The sequence below is a fragment of the Fibrobacter sp. genome, assembly GCA_012523595.1.
Taxonomy (GTDB): Bacteria; Fibrobacterota; Chitinivibrionia; order Chitinivibrionales; family Chitinispirillaceae; genus JAAYIG01.
The window spans coordinates 1-24,851 of the sequence record JAAYIG010000160.1 but is presented as its reverse complement, the minus strand read 5'-3'; the positions used below and the strand labels follow the sequence as shown (position 1 = coordinate 24,851).

The 24,851-nt window shown below is 45.3% G+C and carries 28 protein-coding genes; 14 read left to right on the top strand and 14 right to left on the bottom strand.

The annotated features are described in order from the left end of the window. The 3 genes from GX089_10835 to GX089_10825 all read right to left on the bottom strand — a co-directional run. Nucleotides 1-757: ABC transporter permease (locus tag GX089_10835; GenBank protein ID NLP02982.1), on the bottom strand; the 757-nt coding region annotated here is incomplete at its 3' end. 7 nt (nt 758-764) lie between these two features. After that, nucleotides 765-1,136: a hypothetical protein gene (locus tag GX089_10830; protein ID NLP02981.1), complete on the bottom strand. Its 372-nt coding sequence runs from the start codon at nt 1,134-1,136 to the stop codon at nt 765-767. A 2-nt stretch (nt 1,137-1,138) separates the two neighbouring features. Continuing rightward, nucleotides 1,139-1,885 (bottom strand): outer membrane lipoprotein-sorting protein, encoded by a 747-nt coding sequence (locus tag GX089_10825; GenBank protein NLP02980.1) that lies wholly within the window; start codon nt 1,883-1,885, stop codon nt 1,139-1,141. 215 nt (nt 1,886-2,100) lie between these two features. Here GX089_10825 and mtgA point away from each other — a divergent pair, with 215 nt between their 5' ends. Beyond that, on the top strand, nt 2,101-2,973 hold the full coding sequence (gene mtgA / locus GX089_10820; GenBank protein ID NLP02979.1) for a monofunctional biosynthetic peptidoglycan transglycosylase: 873 nt from the start codon (nt 2,101-2,103) through the stop codon (nt 2,971-2,973). A gap of 69 nt (nt 2,974-3,042) precedes the next feature. On the opposite strand, the gene GX089_10815 is transcribed toward mtgA, so the two are convergent. From GX089_10815 to iorA, 4 genes are read right to left on the bottom strand one after another with little or no spacing between them, the layout of a single operon-like run. Continuing rightward, on the bottom strand, nt 3,043-3,468 hold the full coding sequence (locus GX089_10815) for an acetolactate synthase (GenBank protein ID NLP02978.1): 426 nt from the start codon (nt 3,466-3,468) through the stop codon (nt 3,043-3,045). A 15-nt stretch (nt 3,469-3,483) separates the two neighbouring features. Continuing rightward, nucleotides 3,484-4,791, bottom strand: coding sequence for a phenylacetate--CoA ligase (locus GX089_10810; GenBank protein NLP02977.1), 1,308 nt, complete (start codon nt 4,789-4,791; stop codon nt 3,484-3,486). Nucleotides 4,792-4,828: 37 nt separating this feature from the next. After that, on the bottom strand, nt 4,829-5,428 hold the full coding sequence (locus tag GX089_10805; GenBank protein NLP02976.1) for an indolepyruvate oxidoreductase subunit beta: 600 nt from the start codon (nt 5,426-5,428) through the stop codon (nt 4,829-4,831). 22 nt (nt 5,429-5,450) lie between these two features. Next, nucleotides 5,451-7,190, bottom strand: a complete 1,740-nt coding sequence (gene iorA, locus GX089_10800) for an indolepyruvate ferredoxin oxidoreductase subunit alpha (GenBank protein NLP02975.1) — start codon at nt 7,188-7,190, stop codon at nt 5,451-5,453. A gap of 468 nt (nt 7,191-7,658) precedes the next feature. On the opposite strand from iorA, the gene GX089_10795 reads away from it, so the two are divergent. The 7 genes from GX089_10795 (at nt 7,659) to csrA (ending at nt 13,518) form a co-directional block, all read left to right on the top strand. After that, complete coding sequence (locus tag GX089_10795; GenBank protein NLP02974.1) at nt 7,659-8,264, top strand: lytic transglycosylase domain-containing protein; 606 nt, start codon at nt 7,659-7,661, stop codon at nt 8,262-8,264. Nucleotides 8,265-8,267: 3 nt separating this feature from the next. Beyond that, nucleotides 8,268-8,768 (top strand): flagellar protein FlgN, encoded by a 501-nt coding sequence (locus GX089_10790; GenBank protein NLP02973.1) that lies wholly within the window; start codon nt 8,268-8,270, stop codon nt 8,766-8,768. 9 nt (nt 8,769-8,777) lie between these two features. Further along, a complete protein-coding gene (flgK, locus tag GX089_10785) occupies nt 8,778-10,457 on the top strand; it encodes a flagellar hook-associated protein FlgK (GenBank protein NLP02972.1) in 1,680 nt (559 codons plus the stop codon). 12 nt (nt 10,458-10,469) lie between these two features. Further along, entirely contained in the window at nt 10,470-11,669 is a 1,200-nt protein-coding gene (flgL, locus tag GX089_10780) for a flagellar hook-associated protein FlgL (protein NLP02971.1), read from the top strand. 200 nt (nt 11,670-11,869) lie between these two features. After that, the gene (locus GX089_10775) at nt 11,870-12,718 is read left to right on the top strand and encodes a flagellin (protein ID NLP02970.1); all 849 of its coding nucleotides are present in this window, start codon (nt 11,870-11,872) and stop codon (nt 12,716-12,718) included. 141 nt (nt 12,719-12,859) lie between these two features. Continuing rightward, the gene (locus GX089_10770; GenBank protein ID NLP02969.1) at nt 12,860-13,279 is read left to right on the top strand and encodes a flagellar assembly protein FliW; all 420 of its coding nucleotides are present in this window, start codon (nt 12,860-12,862) and stop codon (nt 13,277-13,279) included. Nucleotides 13,280-13,281: 2 nt separating this feature from the next. Then, nucleotides 13,282-13,518 carry a carbon storage regulator CsrA gene (gene csrA / locus GX089_10765; protein ID NLP02968.1) on the top strand — a complete coding sequence of 79 codons (237 nt, stop codon included), beginning with the start codon at nt 13,282-13,284 and terminating at the stop codon, nt 13,516-13,518. A gap of 55 nt (nt 13,519-13,573) precedes the next feature. Here csrA and GX089_10760 read toward each other — a convergent pair whose 3' ends face one another. Then, nucleotides 13,574-13,783 carry a hypothetical protein gene (locus GX089_10760; protein NLP02967.1) on the bottom strand — a complete coding sequence of 70 codons (210 nt, stop codon included), beginning with the start codon at nt 13,781-13,783 and terminating at the stop codon, nt 13,574-13,576. Nucleotides 13,784-13,836: 53 nt separating this feature from the next. On the opposite strand from GX089_10760, the gene pdxA reads away from it, so the two are divergent. Then, nucleotides 13,837-14,838: a 4-hydroxythreonine-4-phosphate dehydrogenase PdxA gene (pdxA, locus tag GX089_10755; GenBank protein NLP02966.1), complete on the top strand. Its 1,002-nt coding sequence runs from the start codon at nt 13,837-13,839 to the stop codon at nt 14,836-14,838. 9 nt (nt 14,839-14,847) lie between these two features. Here the strand turns inward: pdxA and GX089_10750 are convergent, their stop codons facing one another. Together GX089_10750 and GX089_10745 are read right to left on the bottom strand one after the other, a co-directional pair. Beyond that, nucleotides 14,848-15,819 carry a peptidylprolyl isomerase gene (locus tag GX089_10750; protein NLP02965.1) on the bottom strand — a complete coding sequence of 324 codons (972 nt, stop codon included), beginning with the start codon at nt 15,817-15,819 and terminating at the stop codon, nt 14,848-14,850. Nucleotides 15,820-15,838: 19 nt separating this feature from the next. Next, nucleotides 15,839-16,123 carry a hypothetical protein gene (locus GX089_10745; protein ID NLP02964.1) on the bottom strand — a complete coding sequence of 95 codons (285 nt, stop codon included), beginning with the start codon at nt 16,121-16,123 and terminating at the stop codon, nt 15,839-15,841. Nucleotides 16,124-16,428: 305 nt separating this feature from the next. On the opposite strand from GX089_10745, the gene GX089_10740 reads away from it, so the two are divergent. The 5 genes from GX089_10740 to GX089_10720 all read left to right on the top strand — a co-directional run bounded on the left by GX089_10740 (nt 16,429) and on the right by GX089_10720 (nt 19,544). After that, entirely contained in the window at nt 16,429-17,262 is an 834-nt protein-coding gene (locus tag GX089_10740) for a diguanylate cyclase (protein NLP02963.1), read from the top strand. Between the two features lie 130 nt (nt 17,263-17,392). Further along, nucleotides 17,393-17,737 (top strand): STAS domain-containing protein, encoded by a 345-nt coding sequence (locus GX089_10735; GenBank protein ID NLP02962.1) that lies wholly within the window; start codon nt 17,393-17,395, stop codon nt 17,735-17,737. Beyond that, on the top strand, nt 17,718-18,053 hold the full coding sequence (locus GX089_10730) for a hypothetical protein (protein ID NLP02961.1): 336 nt from the start codon (nt 17,718-17,720) through the stop codon (nt 18,051-18,053). Before GX089_10735 ends, GX089_10730 begins: the two co-directional genes overlap by 20 nt. 103 nt (nt 18,054-18,156) lie before the next feature. Then, nucleotides 18,157-18,729 (top strand): CvpA family protein, encoded by a 573-nt coding sequence (locus GX089_10725; protein ID NLP02960.1) that lies wholly within the window; start codon nt 18,157-18,159, stop codon nt 18,727-18,729. 2 nt (nt 18,730-18,731) lie between these two features. Continuing rightward, nucleotides 18,732-19,544 carry a prepilin peptidase gene (locus GX089_10720; GenBank protein ID NLP02959.1) on the top strand — a complete coding sequence of 271 codons (813 nt, stop codon included), beginning with the start codon at nt 18,732-18,734 and terminating at the stop codon, nt 19,542-19,544. A gap of 214 nt (nt 19,545-19,758) precedes the next feature. On the opposite strand, the gene GX089_10715 is transcribed toward GX089_10720, so the two are convergent. From GX089_10715 to GX089_10700, 4 genes are all read right to left on the bottom strand, one after another. Beyond that, nucleotides 19,759-21,597, bottom strand: a complete 1,839-nt coding sequence (locus GX089_10715; GenBank protein ID NLP02958.1) for a carboxypeptidase regulatory-like domain-containing protein — start codon at nt 21,595-21,597, stop codon at nt 19,759-19,761. A gap of 215 nt (nt 21,598-21,812) precedes the next feature. Continuing rightward, entirely contained in the window at nt 21,813-23,315 is a 1,503-nt protein-coding gene (locus GX089_10710) for a leucine-rich repeat domain-containing protein (GenBank protein NLP02957.1), read from the bottom strand. Between the two features lie 64 nt (nt 23,316-23,379). Beyond that, nucleotides 23,380-24,675, bottom strand: coding sequence for a carboxypeptidase-like regulatory domain-containing protein (locus GX089_10705; protein NLP02956.1), 1,296 nt, complete (start codon nt 24,673-24,675; stop codon nt 23,380-23,382). Continuing rightward, on the bottom strand, nt 24,672-24,851 hold a 180-nt coding region (locus GX089_10700; GenBank protein NLP02955.1), incomplete at its 5' end, for an AAA family ATPase. The genes GX089_10705 and GX089_10700, both read right to left, overlap by 4 nt.

Below are 24,851 nucleotides of genomic sequence, written 5' to 3'. Positions count from 1 at the left end.
TCATAGTCTGGTTTATGAAAATTGATGGCTCAACCAGAAAAGGTATCAGCGGTTCAAATCCATACCTTATCATCACCTCTGCAACATCTCCAGTCAGTTTGATCGGATGTCCCTTCATGTAAAGAAGCAATGGTATGGAAAACAGCATCCCGGCGATAGAACCCATCAACCCGATGATAACCGTCTCCAGAAAAACCATCAGATTGAGTCTCCACTTCTTCATGCCGATTGAAATCAGCACCGCAAATTCTCTCCTCCGCTCCGCGGACATCATCATCACAGTGCCGAAGATGCCAAATCCGATAATCAGGTACAGGATACCAAGCATTATCACCCCTCCGGCATTGTCAATCTGGATAAACTGGACCAGCTCCGGAAGCATTTCCTTCCAGTCAAGTACAACATAATCACCTGAGAAAATATCCCCTGCCTCCGCCTTTACTTCTCCCAGTTTGTCCGCATCATCGATCATCACAGCCAGTGATGTGACTCTGCCGGGCATGGCAAAGAACCACTGCGCTTCTTCAAGCGGCATATACACCACATTTGCATTAAGATCAGGAACCGGCAGATCGACTACGCCGATTACCGGATAAATTCCGGCAGCACTTGCTCCATGATACCCCTGACTGATAAGAACCAGACTGTCATTTACTTTCAGGGAAAGGTATTCGGCAAGCTTTGCACCGGCAAGAACACCCCTGTCACCGCTCTCAAGAAACCGTCCATCGGTTATTCTCTCCGAGAGGTTGTTCATCCGGTCCTCACTGCGGGGGGGCAATTGCTGTTATCATTACACCTCTGGAATCCTCACCTGTTGAAGCCAGAGCGAATGACTCTATCCTTGGCACCGCATGAGTGACATGCTTTATTGCAAGAGCCTTTCTAATCAGGCTCTCATCCAGTTCCATACTGTTCTCCAAAGATCTTTTATCCCGGAATTCAGGAGCCTGTACCTGAAGAAAACCCGTAGAAGTCCTTAGTGATGTGCGGATAACATGCTCATAGGTACCACGCTGCATTGAACGGGTGAAAAGCACCAGCACTACTGCAAAAAACACCGATGCAGTGATGATAAGTGTCCGGTGTGAATTCCTCCAGAGATTTCGGAAAGCCATCACCAGGTACATTGACATCCTTACCTTACCTGCTTTAGATTCTGGAGGGAGAAAAACGAATTCTCTATCGGAACATCAAACTTTATATCTTTATACTCCAGAGTAGTTGAGTGTCCCTTCTTGTCAGCAGGCACCATCTCCAGTTTCGTCGGTATTTTTCTGCCGCCCATCTCTTTAATGCCAGAGAGTGTCATAGTGTTGATAAGCAAACCGGTTTCATCATAGAAGAAAACTTTGCGTTCTATATAATCCTCTTTGCCGATCCATGCCTCAACCCTCCCCCAAACAACCGGAGCATCAGGTTTGGGAATCATCTCTATTCTATATACAGCAGTACCATCGATTGATGTATCGGGCAGCAGCTTGTGATCGTAATCATTCACTACCGAAGCCTCCCTGACAAGATCATCATTGGTAAAATCAGACCCCATCCAGGACTGCCCCATCATAGATGGAGGAATCTTTATTGTTCGATTGATAGATGGAACCCATTGCCATACCTCCTTCCCTCTCTTCAGGAAGGCAGTTCCCTTGTCTCGGGGTGGAGCTGTGATCAGAATGAGTGAATAGTCATCCCCCTTACTCCAGCCCTTCATAGAAACCTGGCGTGACCACTGCGGTCTTACTATGGTCATAGTGATTTCTGATATACTGGATTCACCATGGAGAACCTGGTCAGCCTTCCGCACTATCTCTGTAGCATTCTGTGAAAAAAGGGAAAATGGCAGAAGAAAGAGCAATAAGCATCCGGAAAATCTGTTCCTCATCTTTCATGCCTCCACTGTGATTGCTTCCGATCAGCAAAATGACCTATTTTCATCTCTATTCAGCTTCCCTGATTGTTCAGGATTCAGAAATGATTTACTTGGACTTAACCGTGGGAAAATGTTTTGCACAGTTCTTAACTGTATCCAACTCAAACGCAGGAAATGCAGGTTAATTCAGACACAAAACTAATTTAATTACTGCTCCAAGAAATATCATGAAAAAACTGCTGAAAATTGCACTTCGGATACTGAAATTCATTTTCGCAACTGTAATCTGTATTCTCCTCACTTATTCAGTCCTTTTCTCCATCGCCGGAACAGTTGCCATCATTTCAGCCTATAACTTTGTAATGAAACCGATAAAGGAGGTAAAAGCGCTCCGGTCAGTTAACCCTCAGGAAAGCGCCTTCATGAGGCTTTACAGAGAAGAGCTTGTCCGGGATGGTCAGCCTGATACCTTCCTTCACCGATTCGTGCCTCTTGACTCAATCTCCAAAAATCTCAGAACATCAGTGATAGCCTCTGAAGATGACGGGTTTTACACCCACCCAGGAATCGATCTGGAAGCCATGATCCAGGCTGCTGCCTATAACCGCAGCCAGGGAGAAGTCAAACGGGGCGGCAGCACCATAACTCAGCAGGTAGCAAAGAACCTTTTTCTGAGTAAAGAGAGAAGCTTTGAGAGAAAAATCAAGGAAGTTGCCTACTCCATAATGATGGAACGCTACCTTGGCAAAGACAGAATACTTGAACTCTATCTGAACTATGCCCAGTGGGGAAAAAATATCTTCGGATGTGAAGCAGCCTCGATGGAGTATTTCAAGAAAAGCTCGGCGAATCTGACAAGGAGCGAGTCGACAAAACTTGCGGCCATTCTCGCAATGCCATCCAAAATCTCACCCCATAACACCAAATCTGTATTCCTGAACAAAAGAATAGCGGTAATAGCCAACAATCTTTACATGCACAAAATAATAGGGGACTCCGTATACTTCAACCTCACAGGCAAACTCCCAGCACCTAAAGAGGACAACTCCGGTACAGGAAAAAAGCAGCAGGTTGAAAATGAAAACAGAAAGACATTTTAGCTCTGTATCCAAATTAAAAAAGGCACCGACTAGCAGTGCCTTTTAAAAACTCTGTTTTAACCTGAAAAGCTATATCTTATACAGGTCGCTGGCCTTCACCAGATCCATCTCGTGCTCCTCAAGCACCCTGATCGCTTGCAGTGTATGCTCAGTCTTTATCACCGCAAGAGATCTCTCTCCCATGGAAAATGCATACAGGTACTCAATGCTGACAGAAGCATCGGAGAGAATACGAAGTGCACGGGCAAGAGCTCCCGGCGTATTGGGTGTTGAAAGACACAGTACATCGGTGAGACTCACGCTGAATCCCTTTGACTTCAGTATCTCACGGGCTTTCTCCGGCTCAGATACGACCGCCCTTACAATACCGTATTCCGCAGTATCAGCGACACTCAAAGCCGATAAGTTTATTTCTGCCTCAGCCAGTGTTTCTGTAAGTTCAGTAAGCCGTCCGGAACGGTTTTCAAGAAATATTGACAACTGTTGAATGATCATGTCCTGTTCCTTCTGTTAAGATTGAAGATTATTGCGGTTGTCAATAACCCGTTTTGCCTTGCCTTCGCTTCGTTGTATGGTCTTGGGTTCGACCAGATTCACGTTTACACTGATACCTAGGTTGCTCTCCACAGCATGCCTGATTTTCTCTTTCATTGATTCGAGCTTTCTAATCTCATCGGAGAGAAAATGCTCCTCGACCTCTACCAGCAGGCTCAGTGTGTCAAGGTTGTGCTTACGGTCGACAATAATCTGGTAATGGGGTTTGGTACCGGAAGTCTCAAGCAGCACAGCTTCTATCTGTGAAGGAAAAACGTTCACACCGCGGATGATAAGCATGTCATCGGAACGTCCCAGACACTTCCGCATCCTTGCCAGGGTCCGTCCGCATTCACAGCGCTCGTAAGTGAGGCTTGTAAGGTCACGAGTTCTGTACCTGAGAAGAGGCAGCCCCTCTTTGGTAACAGTAGTGAAAACAAGCTCCCCTTTCTCCCCTTCCTCCAGCGGTTCCAGAGTATCAGGATCGATTATTTCAGGTATGAAATGGTCCTCGTTTATATGCAGGCCACTTTGACAAACGCACTCGCTGGCTACTCCCGGCCCTATAATTTCACTTAAACCGTAAATATCTATTGCAGTAATGGAGAGACTCTGCTCGATTTCTTTGCGCATGTTCTCAGTCCAGGGTTCAGCTCCGAAAATTCCTACCCGAAGAGAGTTATCTTCCCATCTCATCTTCTGCTCCTGCATCTCCTCAGCCAGATAAAGAGCGTACGATGGTGTACAAGCCAGAGCTGTTGTACCAAAATCCTGCATTACCTGAATCTGACGTCTGGTGTTTCCACCTGAAATCGGAATTACAGTCACACCCACCTTCTCAGCACCATAATGCACTCCAAGACCACCTGTAAAAAGGCCATATCCGTACGCAACCTGAATTACATCTTTTGATGTTATCCCTGCACTGGTGAGTGTACGGGCAATCACTTCAGACCAGATTTCGAGGTCTTCTTTTGTATAGCCAACCACAGTCGATTTTCCGGTTGTACCCGATGAAGCATGCACACGGACAATCTCTTTCATGGGCACTGCAAAAAGAGAATAGGGATAGTTGTCACGGAGGTCCTGCTTTGTTGTAAACGGAAGCCGGTGCAGATCCTCAACTCCCTTTACATCCTGCGGTTTTATCCCTGCCTCATCAAACTTTTTGCGGTAAAAAGGTACATTGTAGTAAATACGCTCGACCATTTTCCGCAATTTCTCAGACTGCAGTTTCCTCAGATCACTGCGGCCGATACATTCAATCTCCTCGTTCCAGTAAATTACTCCAGCTGCGGTGGTATCTGCTTCTTTAATCAAGTTATCCCCTTTCTGAAGTTGTCTGCCGGTTTCCCTGCAAAGCATCGAAACCGGACTTCAGAGCTTTTAAATTGGCATCGTGAAAACGTTGAGGAACACTGTTCTTCAGGCCCTCCTGCCATTCTTTAAAATCAATCGATGACAGGCTGGCAAGACTGCCCAGAATAACAGAGTTAACTGTCTTAACATTACCTGCATCCCGGGCAAGAGTCAGTGCGTCCAGAGTATATAATATTAAAGGAAGTTTTTTAAGGTCATCGATAATACTTTCCGGATATTTCTGAGCCCCGGTAATAACAGTCATGGGTGCTATCCTTTGAGTATTGCAGATGATGGTGCCATTGACTTTAAGGTAGTCAATATATCTTGCTGCCTCAAGAAGCTCAAGACCCAGAATAAAATCTGCACTTCCCTTTTCAACTACCGGCGAGGAGATGTTACTGCCGTACCTGACAAAGCTTATAACACTGCCTCCACGCTGCGACATTCCGTGAACTTCAGAGAGTTTTACCTCATATCCCTGCCCCAGAGCTACCTGTCCTATTACCCGGGATGCCAGAAGCGCTCCCTGTCCACCCACTGCCGCTATTATAATATTCATTTATATATCAGCCTTTCTATCCTTATTTACTGGTAATAGCCCCGAACCGGCATACACTTTTACACAACTCGCAACCTGTACAAAGAGTACTGTCTATAAAAGCTTTATTCTCCTTCCAGTATATTGCCGGACACCCCAGAGCAATACACTTTCTGCATGCCTTGCACTTCTCAATCAAAACCTCACATGGCTCTTTACGAATCGAGGTCGCACCCTTCTTCAGAATACAGGGCTTTCTGGTGATTATGACCGAGGGTTCCTTTGCGGCAACCTCTTCCCGTATCACCCTTTCAAGCGCATCTAAATCATAAGCATCGACATCGGTTACTCTCCTGATCCCGATACTGCGTGCAAGTGCCTCAAAATCAAGCTGAACCGTCTCGGTACCGTGGAGCGTACGCCCGGTTGACGGGTTTTCCTGATGACCGGTCATTGCGGTTACTGCATTGTCGAGGATAATGACGGTTGTAAATCCCTTGTTGTAGACTACATCGATAAGCCCGGTTACCCCTGAATGCCAGAATGTTGAATCCCCTATCACTGCCACCGACTCCCCGGCAAAAGACTTTCCCCTTGCCTTCTCAAAGCCGAAAGCCATGCCGATACTTGCGCCCATGCAAATAGAGGTATGCATCGATGAAAACGGAGGAAACGCCGCAAGTGTGTAGCACCCGATATCGCCGGACACCCGGAGCTTCAATTTCTTCAGAACATAGAAAGGTCCCCGGTGATGACATCCGGGGCAGAGCACCGGAGGGCGTTGGGGAAGCTGATAACCCAGGCTCAATGGTGTTTCAGACAAGCGCCTGCCTGTTAGAGCCTCTCTGATAGTAGAAACATCGAGTTCACCTATGGCAGGCAGCTTCTCTTTACCGATTACCTTTACACCCCAGCTTTTTATGATGGTCTCGAAGATCGGTTCAAGTTCCTCAACAACATAGAGCTTCTTAAATTTTGACGCAAATTCCTCTATTTTCTTACGAGGCAACGGATAAGAAAGCCCCAGCTTTAAAAAACCGGCTTCAGGTAAGGCTTCCCTTGCATACTGAAATGCTATGCCGCTGGTAATAACTCCAACCGGGCGGTCACTTTCCTGAACCACATTCAGGTCTGTGGTTTCTGCATAGTCACACAGTTCTTCAAGACGCTTCTCAGCTACCACCCTGCGCTTCCGGGCATATCCAGGCGCTACTATGTATTTCCCCTCAGTACTCTGGAAATCTTTCAGTGGAATCTGCTGACGCTCCCCGAGTTCAACAACACTCTGAGAGTGCGATACACGGGTCGAGAGCCGGAGAATTACAGGCGTGTCAAACTGCTCACTCAGTTCAAATGCCTTTATAACAAAATCTTTACATTCCTGACTGTCAGATGGTTCCAGTACCGGAACCTTTGCAGCAATTCCGAAGTAACGGGTATCCTGCTCGTTCTGTGAACTGTGCTGCCCCGGATCATCAGCAACCACTATCACCAGACCACCGTTAACCCCGGGATAGGAGATAGACATCAGCGGGTCCATCGCCACATTTAAACCAACATGCTTCATGCAGACCAGTGCTCTGGCTCCGGCAATCGATGCTCCGATACCGATCTCCAATGCAACTTTCTCATTAACCGACCACTCCGAATCAATTTCCGGGTAACTGGAGAGATACTCGGTTATCTCAGTGCTTGGAGTTCCAGGGTAAGCTGTAGCAACCGTAACACCCGCTTCGAATGCGCCACGGGACACAGCTTCATTTCCCAACATAAGTTTTTTCATAGTTCCTGTCCCGAAATCAAAGGTCTGTCCGGACTGGTCATACCTTTGAAAAAAAGAATTCTGATATTAATATAGTATTCCAATATAGTTTTTTTCAGATCTTCCATGTGTACAGAGTGAAACTCTTCAGCTCTCCAAAAAGACCAGCTAAGCCAGGATAATTCTTCCCCTACCGGGAAGTTTTTTCCCCTTATTTCCTGGCACTGTCTTTCCTATGTCATTGATTTTATCCAAGTTACATTTTGGCATTACTGTTGCTTAAGGTCTCCACCGAAAGGATTCACAATTATGCATGCTGCAATAATTACATCTTCTCAGACATATTCTCCTCAGACTTCTGATCGAATCAGAAAAGTAGCTAAAGAATTTGAGTCGATTTTTACCTCTATGATGCTCCGTGCCATGCGCAAAACCACAGGTGAAAACCCACTGCTGCCAATGGGCTTCGGAGAAAAAATCTATACTGAGATGCTCGATGACGAATATGCCAAAATGATTGGAAATCATGCATCTCTGGGTCTTTCCGACCTCATTGTAAAGGAACTCGAGCGCTATGAAAACCCGGGTAATTCCCTGGAACAGCTCAGGAATATCGGTGGAATGGAGCCCTGGATGCTCGATAAGGCTTTTATTCCTCAAAGCGGTACTGGACGGGAAACCGGAAGCAAATCAGTTACTGCTCAGGTCAGCAGGTGGAATGTTTTTATCAATCAGGCCAGTGAAAAGTATGGAGTGGACAAGGCTCTGATCTCCGCGGTTATAGCTCAGGAGTCAGCAGGTAACCCTTATGCGGTCTCTCGTGCCGGAGCAAAGGGATTGATGCAGCTCATGGACACCACAGCATCTGATATGGGTGTTACACACCCCTTCTCACCCTGGGCAAGCATAGATGGTGGAGTGAAATATCTGCGCCTTATGCTTAACCGATTCAATGGTGATGAAAAACTGGCGCTTGCCTCATACAATGCCGGGCCCGCTGCTGTTGAGAAATATAACGGTATTCCCCCGTACAGGGAGACCATTGATTATGTAAAGTCAGTACTGGAATATAAGGAGCGCTTTTCAAAGGAGTAGTTTATGGAAAAATCACTCCAGGAACTTGAACATATTCTTTCCCGTGAGGTTGAAATACACTCTTCGATGGTGGAGACTGCAGAGGCATTCAATAAAGCCATTAAGGAAAATGATCTCACAGCCCTGCAGCAACACTCCTCTGAACAGGAAAAACAGATCTATCAGATAGAGAAACTCGAAGAGCAGAGGGTAGAGTGCGTTAAAACGATCTCCTCATTTCTGGGTCTCCCAGCGGCAGTTTCAAAGCTGCATCAGATCATAGAGAAACTGCCGGAGCAGTGGAGACAGAAGTTTTCGTCAATCCACACATCTCTCAAGCAGAAGATTAATGACCTCTCGAAGCTCAACACAAGCAACCAGATACTTATTGAAGAGGCAATAGGATTTATCGGAAACACATTCTCTTTTCTGCAGCAGGCAAACGGAAAATTCGCTCAGTACGGTATCAAAGGCAGAACAGCAGGAACACCTTCAACATCTACACTGATAAACAAAACAGCATAGGCGGCTAAAATGTCACTCTTCTCAACCCTTGGTGTCGGAATGCGCGGTCTGGTAGCTTCCCAGATGGCTATAAATGTAACTGGACAGAATATCTCCAATGCCGATGTTGAGGGGTATTCCCGAAAACGTGTCAATCAGGCTGCAGCATACCGCCGGGACCCTATTTACGGTCAGATTGGGATGGGAGCGGATGTCATCAATATTGAACGGGTAAGAAGCAGCTTTATCGACGCCCAGATCCAGAGCCAGAACCAGGAAGTCGGACTATGGAAAGAGATCGACTTTACCCTGGAGAGCATCGAAAACATCTTCATGGAACCTGGTAATACCGGTATCCAGTCATTCATAGATTCCTTCTTTGACAGTTGGCAAAACCTCTCCAACAACCCATCCAGCCTGTCAGCAAGAGAAATGGTGAAAACCAACGCCCTGGCGCTCAACGATGTATTCCATAATTTCTCTAATGAACTGAGTGATCTCCGCAGGACCAGAAATGACGAGATTGTACAGAGGGTGGAGAAGGTAAATGAACTCATAAAGAAGATCTATGATCTCAATATTGAAATCGGCGCTGTTGAGACCGGAATGCAGCACGCAAATGACAGCCGCGACAAGAGAGATATGATTGTCAAGGAACTCTCGTCAATAGTCGATGTGTCAATTATTGAAAACGAAATCGGCCAAATATCTATTTCAAGCGGCAGCAATCTGCTTGTGGCCCCCGCCTATTATCAGAAACTTGAAACTTTTACCACCTCATTTGACCTGCCCGACGGTACATCGATGAGAGAAATTGGTATCAGAGTAGCGGAAACCAAAAACCAATTCAAACCTCTTAGCGGTCAATTGAAGGGCCTGATCGAGAGCCGGGACATTATAATCCCCAATTTTCAGGAGAAGCTCAATACTCTGGCCAGAGGTCTGGTTGAGAGGGTAAATGAACTTCACTGGAGAGGTTACAGCCTCAACGGATACACAGGCATAGAGTTTTTTGATCCAAAAACCACAGGAGCCTCTGATATCAACCTGAGTCCCGCTATTCTGGCTTCTGTACAGAACATAGCCGCAGCAGGCGGTGGAGAGAACCACACTGCCACACAGAATGTGCTGGCTGCCGGAAGCCACAATTTCGGCGCTGCTCCGCAGCAGCTCTACCGTGACCCCTCATCTGGAGCACCAGTTGAAGCACGCAACATCGTTAAAGGAACAGTGATTGTCTATTCTCCGGATACCGTGCTGGTCGAAGGAGTAGACTATGTAGTTGACTACATACAAGGAACAATTCAGACCCTGCATGCAGGATATGACACTGTAGATCTCAGAGTTGATCTTCAATACAGAAGCGGCGGATACCTGGGGCCCGGAGATAACACAAATTCCGTCGCGATAGCAAAGCTGCGAAGCGAATTAACAATGGAAGCAGACCTGCACGGAAATTACACCGCCACATTTACAAGTTTCTACAGCGCATTTATTGGAGAACTGGGACTGAGCCGAAACCAGGCCGGTGCCAGCCTTGAAACAAGAGAATTTCTCGTTGCCCAGTACGAGTCTCATCAGGACGCCATAGCAGGAGTCTCGCTGGATGAGGAGATGGGAAATCTTATCAGATTTGAACACACCTATCAGGCATCTGCAAGACTGATCACAACAGTCAACCAGATGCTCGATGTGTTGTTGAATATGTAATCGGAGGAAAGTATGAGAGTCACAGTATCGCAACTTAACCGGAACGTGCAGCATGTTATCCGTAACCGCTACAATGAACTGGTTCATCTGCAGGAACAGCTCTCTACAGGAAGACGCCTTTTGCGCCCGTCGGATGCCCCGGTTGATGTTGCAAATGACATCAATATGACCTCCGAACTGAAGATATACCAGCAGTATAAGAAGAATATCAATGACGGGCTGTCTTATATGACCATCACCGGTGAGGCCATGGACAGCATGAACATTCTGATGCAGAGGGCAAGAGAACTGGCAGTACAGGCAGCCAACGATACCCAGTCCGCAGCAGAGCGCAAAATTATAAATGCCGAAGTACAGCAGATCTTCCGTCAATTGATAACCCTGATTGACACCCAGTACAAAGGTGATTACATCTTCAGTGGACCTCAGTCAAAGATTCCGCCAGTTATAGTCAATTCCTCTTCGGCTGGATCTGTAGATGATTACGACAATCTCAGAATGGCCAGTTTCGATGCGAGTGCAGGCGGTGTTGGCACACCGACACAGATATTCAATGCATTCGATATGACCCCTGTCACCAGAATCATTCCTGGCACTTTCTCTCTGAGAATCGGCACCACAACCTATGTAGAAAATGTCGACTACACGATTGATTATGAAGCAGGGACAATTACTCCCCTCAATGCGGATCTGGCCATAGATGTCATGACAAACTATGCAACCGATGGTGTGAGGATGGAGTTTGATTACCTCTCCAAGGGAAAAAACGTCTTCGGTGAGACTGTCACCACTACAGGAGAGATCCTCAGGGAGATAGAGGGTGGTATAGTCATGCCGATCAATATATCTCTGGAGGAGATGATCACCGATTATTCCAGTGGAAATGAGCTAATGGGCATGATGATCCGCTTTGGGGAAAGCCTTTTAAAAAACGATCAACCCGGAATAGAGAGAGCCATTGGAGAGCTCGATGACGTGTTTGAGGTGATGCTCTCTGCGCAGACAAGAAACGCCGCCAGAATTAACCGTCTGGAGACTACACTCTCCCGCAACGATAGTCAGACAACCGCAATAACTTCTTTTATTTCCGAGCTTGAAGATGCGGATATGGCTGATACAATAAGCAAGTTTTTACTGGCTGAAAATGTGTACAAGGCTGCACTGCAGTCTGCAGCGCGTATCATTCAACCATCACTGGTCAATTTTCTCTAGTACCGGGCAAAAATTTCCCGGTGCTTGATAAAGGCAGAAGGAAAATATGGCCAATTCAATGAATAAAGGGCAAAACGAGTTTGGCACGGCCATTGCATATTACTGCAAAAAGCAAGGAAGCAGGTAAGGTCAGGATGACTCAAGGAGGGCAGTTCGGGTCAGAACCGGCTGCACGGAAGCACAAATAAAAGGAGGGCAATATGCCTCGCATCAACCACAACGTACCGGCGATGATAACCGGGAATTCGCTCAGGCAGACTGATCGACACCTCGCCAAGTCTCTGGAGAAGCTGTCAACCGGTTTGCGTATTAACCGGGCCGCTGATGATGCAGCCGGGTTGAGTGTATCTGAACAGTTGCGTACTCAGGTAGGCGGACTGTCAATGGGCTCCAGAAACGTCCAGGACGGCATAGCGCTGTTTAATATCGCTGAAGGAGCGCTGACCGAAGTTAATGCCATGCTGCAGAGAATGCGTGAACTGTCAATACAGGCATCCAACGATACACTGACTTCAACCGACAGAACCTTTATTCAGGCTGAAGTTACCCAGCTTACAAGTGAAATTGACAGAATAGTTGGCGGAGCTCAGTATAACAGAATGAGTCTTCTTAACGGAGATGCTCCATGGGGAACCGATGATGGCGGAATTCTTCATATCGGCGCCAACAACAATCCCGAAGAGGACATAATCCAGTTCCGTATCGACTCCATCGACACGACTGCTATCGGCATAGCGACTACCGATATAAGCCTCACCGCTCAATCAAGCGCCACCGCAGCCATTTCCGCTCTGGATAACGCATTGATGAGTGTCAATACACTGAGAGCAAATATCGGTGCTATTGTAAACCGTCTCGAACACGCTTTGACAAGCCAGGAAAACCAGGTGCAGAACATGCAGGCCGCAGAATCCGTGATTCGCGATGCTGATTTTGCATCCGAGACGACCGAATTTACAAAGCATCAGATCCTTTTACAGTCATCCAACGCCATGCTTGCTCAGGCTAATGTGCTCCCTCAGAACGTTCTCAGTCTCCTCCAGGGATAGCATCAGATAATCCAGGTCTTGCCGCCGCTCTGAAATACAGGGCTGCGGCAACCCTTTTCATTAATGATTGACAATTCCCGGGGCGATAAACGATTTTTTAAATATTCCATCGTACCAGTACCTACAGGGAGCCTCCTGAATATGGGTGATTTCTTTAAGGACCTTGTTTATTCAAAAGAAGATGTATTGACATTTCCGGCAGGAATTCCAGGTTTCGAAAAAAACAAGGAATTTGTAATTGTAACTATTCCGGAATACCAGCCTTTTGAGTGGCTTGTCTGTGTGGACGGCTCTCGACTGCGCTTTGCTATTATAAACCCTCTGACTTTCCTTCCCGACTATTCTCCAAACATAGTCAAGGAGCAGATGGAGGACCTGGCCATAACCAGAGCTGAGGATATCCTGCTTTACGTTATCGTAACTATCAGGGAAAACCCTCTGGAATCCACTGCCAATCTTGTCGGACCGATTGTCATCAACCGTACCAGACGAATCGGAAAACAGATCATTATTGATGACGAACGCTACACTACGCAGGAACCAATTCTGAGGAAGAAATAGACATGCTGGTCTTAACAAGAAAACTCGGCGAATCCATACGTATCGGTGATAACATCACCGTAAAAATTGTCGACCTCGATGGCAGGCATGTCAAGCTGGGCATCGAAGCCCCGAAGAACATTGCCGTCAACCGCGAAGAGATTTACGAGCGGATTCAACGCGAAAACCGCGCCGCCTCTATCTCTAAAGACCAGGGTCTGGAAAATATCGCCTCTGCACTGCGAAAAAGTAAAAAGTAGAATTAAAGATCTTTGCTGCGGGTTGAGCCTGAGAATAACCGGGCAGGCACAGATCTCAGGCTTCACTGTTAGCAGTCTGAAATGAGAATTCCTGCATATCTGCAGTCAGAACGTGGGTGCTTTTGTCTGAGGTGTTGAACCAGAACATGATTCTCTTCTCCTCAGTAGTGAAACAGTCACCTAAACTGGTCCTTGCTGAACAGGGATAAATCTCCTTGTACAACTCAACCGCTTGCCTGATCAGAAGTCTTTTCAGTTCGTTCATATTATTGTATCGGCATTTTTTTAACCTGGATTTAGCTTTTCAGCGGAGTAAATATGAACTCTGACAAAAAAAAACCTCTCTTTGTCCTCACAATGGGAGATCCTGCCGGAATTGGCCCGGAAATCACAATAAAAACCCTTCATGATTTCAAGGGCCCTTTTAATGTAGCGGTACTGGGTGACCTCTCTGTTCTTATCCAGGCCGCAGATATCGTGGGAATCTCTCCCTCATTCAACAAGATCACATCATTAAAAGAATTTGACGATTCTGGAATAAACGTCCTTGATCCTGGTATCATCTCACCGGATCAGTTCCAGAAAGGTAAAGCACAGGCTGTCTGCGGAAAAGCTGCTTTCGAATACATTATCCGGGCTATTGACCTGGCTATGAAAAATGAAGCCGCAGGTGTTATCACAAACCCCATAAGTAAAGAATCCCTGAAGATGGCAGGTATCAATTACCCGGGACATACGGAAATCTTTGCGGACAGAACCGGTACCCGCGATTTTACCATGCTTTTTCTCCTAAAAAATGTGGGAGTAGCGCATGTTACTACCCATTGTTCCCTGAAAGAAGCGATAAACCTGATCTCTAAAGACCGTGTTCTGAAAAACATCCAACTCCTTGACAGCGCCATGAAAAATCTGGGCATCGGAAAACCACGTATCGCTGTTGGAGGTCTAAACCCCCACGCCGGAGAAAACGGACTTTTCGGTGATGAGGAACCAAAGTTCATCACCCCTGCCATAGAACAGGCACAACAGGAAGGAATCGATGCATCAGGACCATATCCACCTGATACCATTTTCATGCGGGCTTTTAAGGGCGAGTTTGACGGAGTAGTATCGATGCTGCACGACCATGGATTCGTTGCATTGAAATCTCTGGATTTTGAACACGGAGTCAATATTACAACGGGATTGCCCATAATCCGCACATCTGTGGGACATGGCACAGCCTTTAATCTCGCAGGAACTGGAAAAGCCTCTACAGAGAGTCTCAGGTCGGCGATGAACGCTGCCTGCATGCTTTACAGCAGAGGCAGACGTTCATAATACATCAAATCAGAAATCGATCAATTCGACATCGAAAACAAGTATGGCATTAGGCGGTATAGGGCCATATCCAGAAGGACCATAACCCAGTTCAGGCGGAATTATCAGAGTTCTCTGTTCTCCTTTTTTCATATCCAGCAAAGCCTCATCCCACCCCGGAATCACCATTCCCGTTCCGACATTGAATTCCAGTGGGGTACCGCGATCCCTTGAACTGTCAAACTTCCTGCCATCGATTAATGTTCCGGTGTAATGTACTTTGATCTTTGTTCCAGAGGCTGGTTTTTCCCCCTGCCCTTCTTTTACCACAATGTAGTTCAGACCACTCTGGGTCTTTAAAGCATTTGGATATTTCTGACTTATCGCAGTCTGAATGCGCTCTTTTTCTGTTTCTTTAATTTTTTTCACCAAGGTATCAAATGTCTCCTGATCAGCTTTAAATTCACTTGCCTTCTTCCCTATCCTGAGAATCTTTACAGATTCGATCTTGTCACCAACCTCTATCTTTTTCACAACATCCATTCCCTCTATCACTCTGCCGAAAACTGAGTGGCGGTTATCGAGGTGAGGAGTTGCCGCAAGGGTAATAAAGAACTGACTTCCATTGGTACCTGGCCCGGCGTTGGCCATCGAAAGTATTCCCTCAGAATCGTGTTTGAGATCAGGGCTGAACTCATCCGGAAACTGGTATCCCGGTCCACCTCTGCCATCTCCATTTGGATCGCCACCCTGAATTACAAACCCTGGGACGACTCTATGGAATGTCAGGCCATCATAATATTTAATCTTTCCCCGTGATGATTTTATCGTGCCCTCGGAGAGCCCCACAAAATTAGCCACGGTTAAGGGTGTCTTCTGGAACTCCAGTGCCAGGACTATTTTGCCCTTTGAGGTCTTTAGATCAGCATACAGTCCATCCGGATAATTCGAAGAACATGAGAGTGTAGTGCTTGCCAATATCAAAGCTATTAATCCTTTCATAAGTAGAGAACCTCCCTGATCAATCCCAATCTAGTGGTGATTTCATCTGCTCCGGTAATCCCTCTTCCGGAGATTCTTTGGCTTTCTTGAAGTTTGCCTCAATTTCTGTTTTCCTCTTTTTTTCCTCCTCTTTGGCTTTCTGGAACTTCTCGTCCCAGGCGGTTCCTTTGTTGCGATTCTTTAAAAAGTCTTCGAAACTGGTCTTTTGCTGATCGATAGTTTTATGGTCAACCACCTTACCACTGGCCGGATCGATCCAGAGGGTTCCCTTACAGATTGGACATTTTACCTCAAAAAGACTCATATATTTACCCCTGTGATAATTATTTGAATCAATTAAATATAGTATGTGCTTTGGCAGTTGTTTTATTGGGTCACAATTCAGAGAAGATCCCATTGTTCCGTATATTTCACAATTACCCCAGAGTGGCCCGGTTTTTGGTTCCCTGAATAACAAAAGGAAAACTTCCTCACAGGGAAAAACATGTATTACATTGCTGATGGAATTAAAATCAATTATTATAATACTGAGCCACTTTAGTGGATGGCTGATTATTTGTATAGCTATAAAAGCGCTTAACTGAACTGATCAATACACCAGGAATTAACATGGGCAACAATATATCATTTCAAGGATATAAAGAACTGATTGAAGAACCGCTGGAAAAATCTGATCCCCGCTCCTTCAATTTCGTCAAAAGATTCCTCTCCGAGAGCCGTTACGGACAGCAGAATCCATTTTCTGTTTTAATTCACAGATTAACGGGGAAATCGATATCTCAGAGAGATGCCAGGACAACATGGCGACATATACTTGAAAACAAAAAAGGATTAGAAAAGAAACTCGGACGCACAGTAGGAATCCAGACAGCAGCTATCGACTATTTCGAAATTCAGTCACCATCCGATCTCCTCCCCGTTGCTGCTAAGCAGGCACAGGGATCTGCTGCCAGTGGGGATGAGGCCTGGATTCAGAAAGTATACACCCCGGGTTACTACCTGGAGAAGCTTAAAGAAGAGATGCTTCGTGCAAAAAGATACAAACATGCACTGTCCTCAATAATGATCGATGTTGATGAGTTCCGGAAGATTAACGAAGCTCTCAATTATGAGGTCGGCGACAAAGTTCTGACCATCATTGTGAAAATCATTAAGAGAACAATCAGAAATGTCGACATCCTTACCCGCTACTCTGGTGATCGCTTCATATTGATATTACCAAATACAAACAGGCGTGAGGCGATGGAGCTTGCAGAAAGATTGCGCACAGGCATTCACGAGAAGACAAAACGCATCGATTCACTTCCAAACGGAGTCACTGCTACTCTCTCTGTTGGGCAGTGCTCAAAAGATGAGTCATCAAATGATTTTCTCAAAAAACTGGAGAGTACCTTGATGGAGGGCAAGAGGAGCGGAAGAAATAAAGTATATGTGATGCCCTGAGCACGAGAATGCAAACCGGCGAAAATTCGAAGCATGCCGCTTACTTTTTTTTTCAAATTACCAGAGTTAATATTATATTATGAATCGGTTTCTTTTCACAGTAACGCAATAACAGCACAAAGGTTCAAAGATGGATATCGGCGGAAGGGACAAAGACAGATTTCACATCATCGATCTTGTCGGTAAAATCGACAGATTGAAAGACTCCATTATCCTGAAATCTTATGTAAATACGTTACTTGAGAAAAAGTTTCAGCACGTAGCAATGAATCTGGCACAGGTAACCTATCTTGACAGTGGCGCCCTGAACGTAATGATTTATTGTCACAACACACTGAAAAAAATCGGCGGAAGCCTCGTTCTGATAGAACCTAATGAATACGTCAGAGATGTTCTGGAGGTTGTCGGGCTTAACAAACTGGTGAAAATTTTTACAACCGAGAAGGAGTTCGAGGATGAAATTCAGAGTGCTTAAATGGTTGGTTACTGTCGGTATTTTTCTGGCCGGATGTTCAGGAAGTGACTTCATAAAGCCTGACCAGGCACAGATTGATGCTTACATTCAACAAAACCCCGATCTTCCGGAACTCGATAAATCATGCATCTACGATGGTCGGTTTGAGATTGGAATCAAAAAGGAAACTCTGTTCTTTCTTCTGGGCGAACCACATGCAATGGAAACCATGCATCAGCCATGGGCAGTTCAGGAAAAATGGATCTACAAAAAGGGAAATCATAAAATCTTCATAATCGAAGATAAACACGTGGTTGGAATCCTCGAAGAAGATTGAACCTTCCTTTCAAAACACATCCTTGAGGGCGGTTTTTACAATTGTAAAAACGCCCTTTTATTATTTTTAACCCTGACACTCTTTCCCTGACCGAAATTCATTTATGCATACATTGGATTTAGCGATATTGATCATAGCATCGATCTTTACAGTGATTGGAATCAAGCGTGGATTCATCGGAGAAGTGATCCGTCTGGCGGCAATGATATCAGGTTTTATAATCGGATTTCTTTACTTTAAAGATCTGTCCAGGGTTCTTCCCCTTGATCGCATCCCTCTCCATATCAAAAACGCCATCTCTTTTCTGCTTATTTACATCGCAGTAGTACTTATCTTAATCTCCATCGGATGGGCATTGAAGAAAATAGTCCGTCTGGTCCTGCTTGGATGGTTAGATCGAATGCTGGGTGCTTTAATCGGACTGGCAAAAGCAGTGCTGATTGCCTGGGCTGTTTGCCTCTCTATTTCCTCCTTTCCAGCCAGAAGCATTCAGTCCGATTTCCAGAAATCATATGTCTACCGCTCCTATAAGAAACTTCCAGAGGCTTTGAGTCTGAAGGGTATTAACAAAACCCGATCATCAATAAAAAGTATTCAGCAGAAGAAACCAGACAAAGAGATACAAAAAAAGCAGAAAACAGGAAATCGTGTGGTGAAACAGGGATCGGAGATCTAGAGTTGATCAGTGTTATCGCAGGTATTTCAGGACTGGTAATCGGATCATTTTTCAATGTCCTTATCTGGAGACTCCCCAGGGGTGAATCGGTTGTTTTTCCCGCTTCCCACTGTGTCTCCTGCGGCAGGAAAATCAGGCCATGGGAAAATATTCCTGTATTAAGCTATCTGTTCCTGAGAGGAAAGTGCGCCAGCTGCAAAGAGCCAATATCTCCGGTTTATCCACTGATCGAACTGATCACCGGAGGAGCATCTGCTGCACTCTGGTATCTGTTTGCTCAGAAAGCACTCGCCGGAAACGCTGACATCTTCCTTAGCACGTCTGTTATCCTCCAGGCCCTTTTTCTTCTGATGATGATACCAATGGCTGTAATCGATTTCCGACACTACATCATACCGGATTTCTTCACACTTCCTATTATAACAGCAGGCCTGATTATCTCTTTTCTACCCGGCGGAATCACTCCCCTGCAGTCATTTATCGGTATACTGGGTGGAGGTGGTGTTCTCTACCTGATCGGTTGGATTGGTACAATTGCTTTAAAAAAAGGCGATGCAATGGGTGGAGGAGATATAAAACTGATGGCAGCAGCAGGAGCTCTCTTTGGATTGGAAATCTCCCTGATGGGAATAGTCTTTGGTGCTCTTCTGGGCTCAGTTGCCGGCATCGGTATGATTGTCACGAAAAAGCTCAGCGTTGATCACAGAATTCCTTTTGGTCCGTTTCTGGGAGCCGGAATCTGGATCGCTGTTCTGGCGGGTAAAGCAATAGTGAATTTTTACATTGGTTTTATGGATAATCTGGCAATAATGTAGTGATATTGAAATTACCTCTCAGATAAATTGTGATTTAAACCCTGAGTCGATAAATCACCTCTGACATGAATTCGCAAACTTAAACTCTTCAGTCAACAACTCACCTCTACATAATTAGTGACTTAAACCATTTCCTTATAACTCACCCTCATAAAAAACAGGCGGCAGAAAGAAACTCTGCCGCCTGCAAATCAATTGAAGAGATTCTATTTTATCACCTTGCAGCAAGATTCAGTTTGAATGCCCTGGTAAACTTTTCACCGGATACTCTCAACAGACAGATTCCTCTTACACCGGAAATATCGAGTGGAATAACATGCGAACCTGCGCCAAGCTGCTTCTGAAAAGTCAACTGAGGAATTATCCTGCCATCAAGCGAATGAGCCGTCACCCTGACAAATTCTCTCTCCGAAAGATTCAGAGATAATGTTTCTCTGATCAGACTGCACTCCACACTCCTGCCCTTTTTCACGGAAGACACCGGCCTGGATGACACAGGAATCTCTCTGACTCTGAATCCCAGCCTGATCCAAGTCTCCTTATATTCATCCTTGTTCAGCCCTGCCTCTACATACCACGGCTGATACTCATCACTTTTTACCAGGTCTTCAGGAATCACATATTGCGGAAAACTCTTTACTACCGAATCTTTCGCAGGAACGACAATTTCAGAAATTGACCTGAGACAGGTCACAAAATCAGAGAGTTTGTAGTATGGTAAATCCGCATCCTTCGCTCCGATAGCCATATCATATTCACAATTTGCCGAAAAACCTCCGAATGTAATATCACGGGATGTAGTATTGGTGAGTGAATAACGGATGTTTACACCTTCCCCGACATTGTACGCTTCCTTTTCAGTAGAGAGAGTAATAATTATACCATCGACAGTATCCTTTATAAAATTTGCATACCTTTTCTGAAGCACAAAATCGACAACCTGATCTGAGCCGACGGACAGTCTCACAGTCTTAGACTCTTCATTGTAACCGCGTTTTGTTGCTCTTACATACCAGGCTTCGTTATTGGCAGAAAGGGAAATGCCTGTAATCTTGTAGCTGCCATCCGTACCGCTTACCGCTTTGTAAACAACCGGATCAATCGGTCTTATTGGTATTGAAATCAACTGCCCGGCAGCCTCAATGGGAAAAGCAATCTGCGGTTGTGTCACAGTTATGGTACATCCCTCCAGAGGAACCAGTTCAGCATTAAAAAGTTCTCTTACGTGCCCGGAAACCGAAACAGTGGAACTCTTCTCAAGCATCATTATTTGAAACGAGGTATCCGAGGCTAGATTAAAAAAGACACCTGCCGGATTGTAATTGGGATGTAAACATTCGATAGAGTAGAGATCTGGTAACAATTTGGGGAAAAAGAAATTACCATTAGAATCGGTGTAAGCTGAATCTATAACACTCGGCGGAGCAAGACTAATTGAAGGATCCAATAGAAGTTGATCCATGTTGGCCAGTTCAGATTTCCTGAGCAAAACTTTTACACCCTCGATCGGCAGGCTCGCTCTCTTCAGCGGTGAGGGATCATCAACTACCTTCCCCTGAACTGAGTATCGGCGAATTGGCACTCCAGAACCATTTACTACACTGAAAGAGCCGACATGGGGATAAACAGGTTTTTTTGGATCCAACGTCATGATTCCACTGCTATTGTCATATACCTCATAAGTTCCCACTGAAAGAGTACCCAGATTGTACTCAGGCCCATACTCTACCGGACTGTAAACAGCAGGGCAAACCTTGTCTTTTGGAAGCTCTAATACCTGATAATTGAGGTAAACGCTGTAAACTGGCGGATAAACAGCAATATTAGCCTGTTCGATAGTAAACCTGATGTCTTTTATCTCCGGAACAACACATGAGTTCTGAGCCGTACCAATAATAAGCTTCAACACAACCGTATCTTTATCAGCTACCGGTTCCGCAGGTCTGACAATGATATACGGATCGGCTGGTACAAGCTCCTGCCCATTGATTGAAACTGCAAGAGCAAACAGAAAAAGAAACAATACATTTCTGTGAGATTTTAAATTTGTCATCACTCCTCCTTAAGGTTTAAATGTGTGTGCACTGCGCCAATTATGCAAATATAATGCCACAAATTAAACTCTCGGAAGGCATTCTGCTATTCGCACATTTTCAACAACTTACAAATAAAGAGACTCAAACCGGTGAAAAAGAAAGTTGCCAGGAAAGTTGGCAGTGTGCCAACTTTCCTGACAACAGAATGAGCTTTCAGTACTATAAACTCAGATTAAAAAATAATGCGGTTGACTGTTTCGGCAGCAGTTTTAACCTGCAGAATACATGCGTTTCCGGGGAAACGGCCTCTATCAAAGGACAGGTAATGCTCCCCTCGAGATAATTCTCTTTCATCAAGAATAGAAACGAGTCTCCCGCTGAGGGAGATTACTCTTACCTTTACCCGGGATTTAGACTGAAGCGAAACCTGGACGTTTATACTGGAACTTTTTAAGAAGATTTTCACAAATGATCTGCTCCGGGAGAGATTCCTGTCTTTCACCGGCGATACCCCGCCTGATACCAGAGCAAAAATCCCGGTCCTTGTGGTTTTAACAGAGAGAACTCTGCCCTCAGCACCGGAAAAAGACTCTATAAATTCAAACTGTCCTTTACTGTTGACATGATAAATCGAGAGTGTCTGCAGGTTATTGATATCCTCCACCGGAAATGAGACTGTCAATACATTTATCGCAGTACTCAGTAGCGGATTAATACTGACATTAACAGCCTTTAAAACTTTCTTTCCTGCTGGTGCAGTACTAAGAAGTGTATCACGCACATAAAGAGTCTGTGTCTGACTCAGATTGCTTTTCTCTATATCGGTATTGGAGTAAAGCATTATTGTCGATCCGGTGTTTGGTTCCCGGATTATTACAGAGTATGATGCTTCGGGACAATATTGTGATGCCCTCCAGTCAAGGCTCAGATGATGTGAGTCAAGCCAGCCTGAAAGCTGAGTGTCAGGAAAACAGATCGTGTTTCCCCTCAAGCTTATTTTGAGGAGATTCAAACCGGTAATTTCCCGGGGCAGGTCCTGGAGCAGGTTTGAATCCAACTGGAGAATCTCCAGATTCGGCAATTTTGCAATCTCCCCAGGAATCTCTTCTACCCGGTTGGAATTCAGGTAAAGATTTACCAATGAGCTCATCTCCCCTATCCGCTCCGGAATAACAGAGATCTGATTACGGCTCAGGTTCAAAACCTTTAAACCCATCTTGAATACAGCCTCAGGGAAAGATTTAATCAGGTTTTCTGACATATCCAGCATAGTAAGGCTCTGGAGCCGGCTTATTTCCTCTGAAACATCAGTAAAGAGATTTCCGGAGAGATCAAGATGAATAAGTTTGTAAAGTGTACCGGCTTCTTCAGGAAGAGTTGAAATCTGATTCCCGGACAATGAAAGAAATGTCAATTCTGGCAGCTTGCCTATTTGAGATGGTAATGAGGTTAATCGGGGGTATCCGGGGCGATATGAGAGGTCAAGCTGAGTGATTCTGAAATTCCGGGAATTAGCAGTCTGCACAGGGCCGATAACGCTGTCAACAGAAACATTGCTCCATCCAATCTGCTCAAGCATGGAACGGACAACAAGAGAATCCGAAGAATCCAGGCCGCAGAAACTCCTGCATGCGAACAATAAAACTACTACAACAAAAGCCCGCTTCATATTTCCCCCGCCCAGAGCAATATGCAAAATTCGTACCTTGTTAAGTTTTCCTTGAAAATCAATCACTTACAGTCTTTCTCCGGTTTTTATAAACGCCGCTAACTGCCAGGAAACATGGCAATTACCGCATCTATTCTGCTCTGCCTGCCATGAAAAAACTCCCGACAACAGTTGTACGGTTCCCGTAGCGGTCAGATACACTTATCTGAACAAAATTGGTTCCCTTCAGTTTATCAGTCGGAAACTGGTTAACAAATACATTTCCGATATCTCCGATTACCCCGGTAAGAGAATCATAATTTGCCCTTGAGAAAAGAAAGGCATCAGGATCATTCTGGTTTATTATCCAGACAATCTCAGAAACCCACCCCTCTATTTCAAGCACCCTTACTCCGATCTTTACCTCCTTGTCCTCAGGCGAGAGATACTGACTGGGTACAAAGAGCAGATTGTCATCGAGCACTGGAGCTGAAAAACGTACCCTCACAGGTATTACAGTATCTCTTGATGCTCCATACTTGTCAAAGAGCAGAATACTGACCTGAAATGTCGTATCATCCGAAACAGTGTACTTATGCCAGTAAACTCCGGCAGTGTCTGTGGATTGAACTGTACCGGCATCACCCCAGTTTATTACAACATGCGAAAAATCACCATCAGGATCTCTGGCGAAAACCTCGATAAAACTGTAAATACCACTTATAAAGGCATCCTGAGAAAGCCGGACCTGAGAAAAAACAGGGCGGCGGTTATCGGGTAGAGTTATTTGAAGACTCTCTACTGTGCTGTCACCATCACTCCCGGTCACCGTAAGTTCCACCATCAGATTTCCACCTGAATCTGACACAAACACTACTGAATCACTGATACTAAATGGGCTTGCCCCCATTCTGTACTGCATTCTCTCCCCTGCCGGACTGCTCAATCGAAATCCGGAAATACCTCCTGTGGAATCCACTGCACTGAATCGGATTGTAAGCGGCTCATCGCAGGAGAGAGGATTCTCCGGAGAAAATGAAAAGGAGGTGATTTCAGGAGGTTGTTCTTTACGTTTAATGAAGTACTCTTTGTCGTTCCCTGAAAGTTTGACTTCAATTCGTACAGAGTCGGTTCTGTAAAGAGAGCTGTTGAAAACCAGCCAGAATTTTCCGGTCCTGACATTTTCTATGCGGAAACTTCCATCAGCACCGGTAACAGCTTTTTCAGAAGTCCTGGAAATTCTCACATTTACACCCGGCACAGGCTTTTTAAAAACAGCATCGTAAACCGTACCGGAAACATCTGTGGTTGAATACTGAAATGGAGTCCAGGGATCTTTAATGAAATTGCAGGAACACAGAGCCAGTAACAAAACGGAAAAAGCTGCGGTTACCGCTTTGCATTCCTTTATCAGTCGTAATTTCCGGCTGTAATCGATCTTTCTCACAGTTGATATTTCTTTATAAGATCCATGAGTGCGTTCCGGCTTATCCTGAGGAGCCTGGCAGCACCTGAAACATTTCTTTCTGTTGATTCCAGAGCCTTTGAGATAAGCAGCCTGTCAATTCTCTCCCTTGCCTGCTTCAAATCAAGAGAGTCTGATTCTTCATCGAGAACACCCGT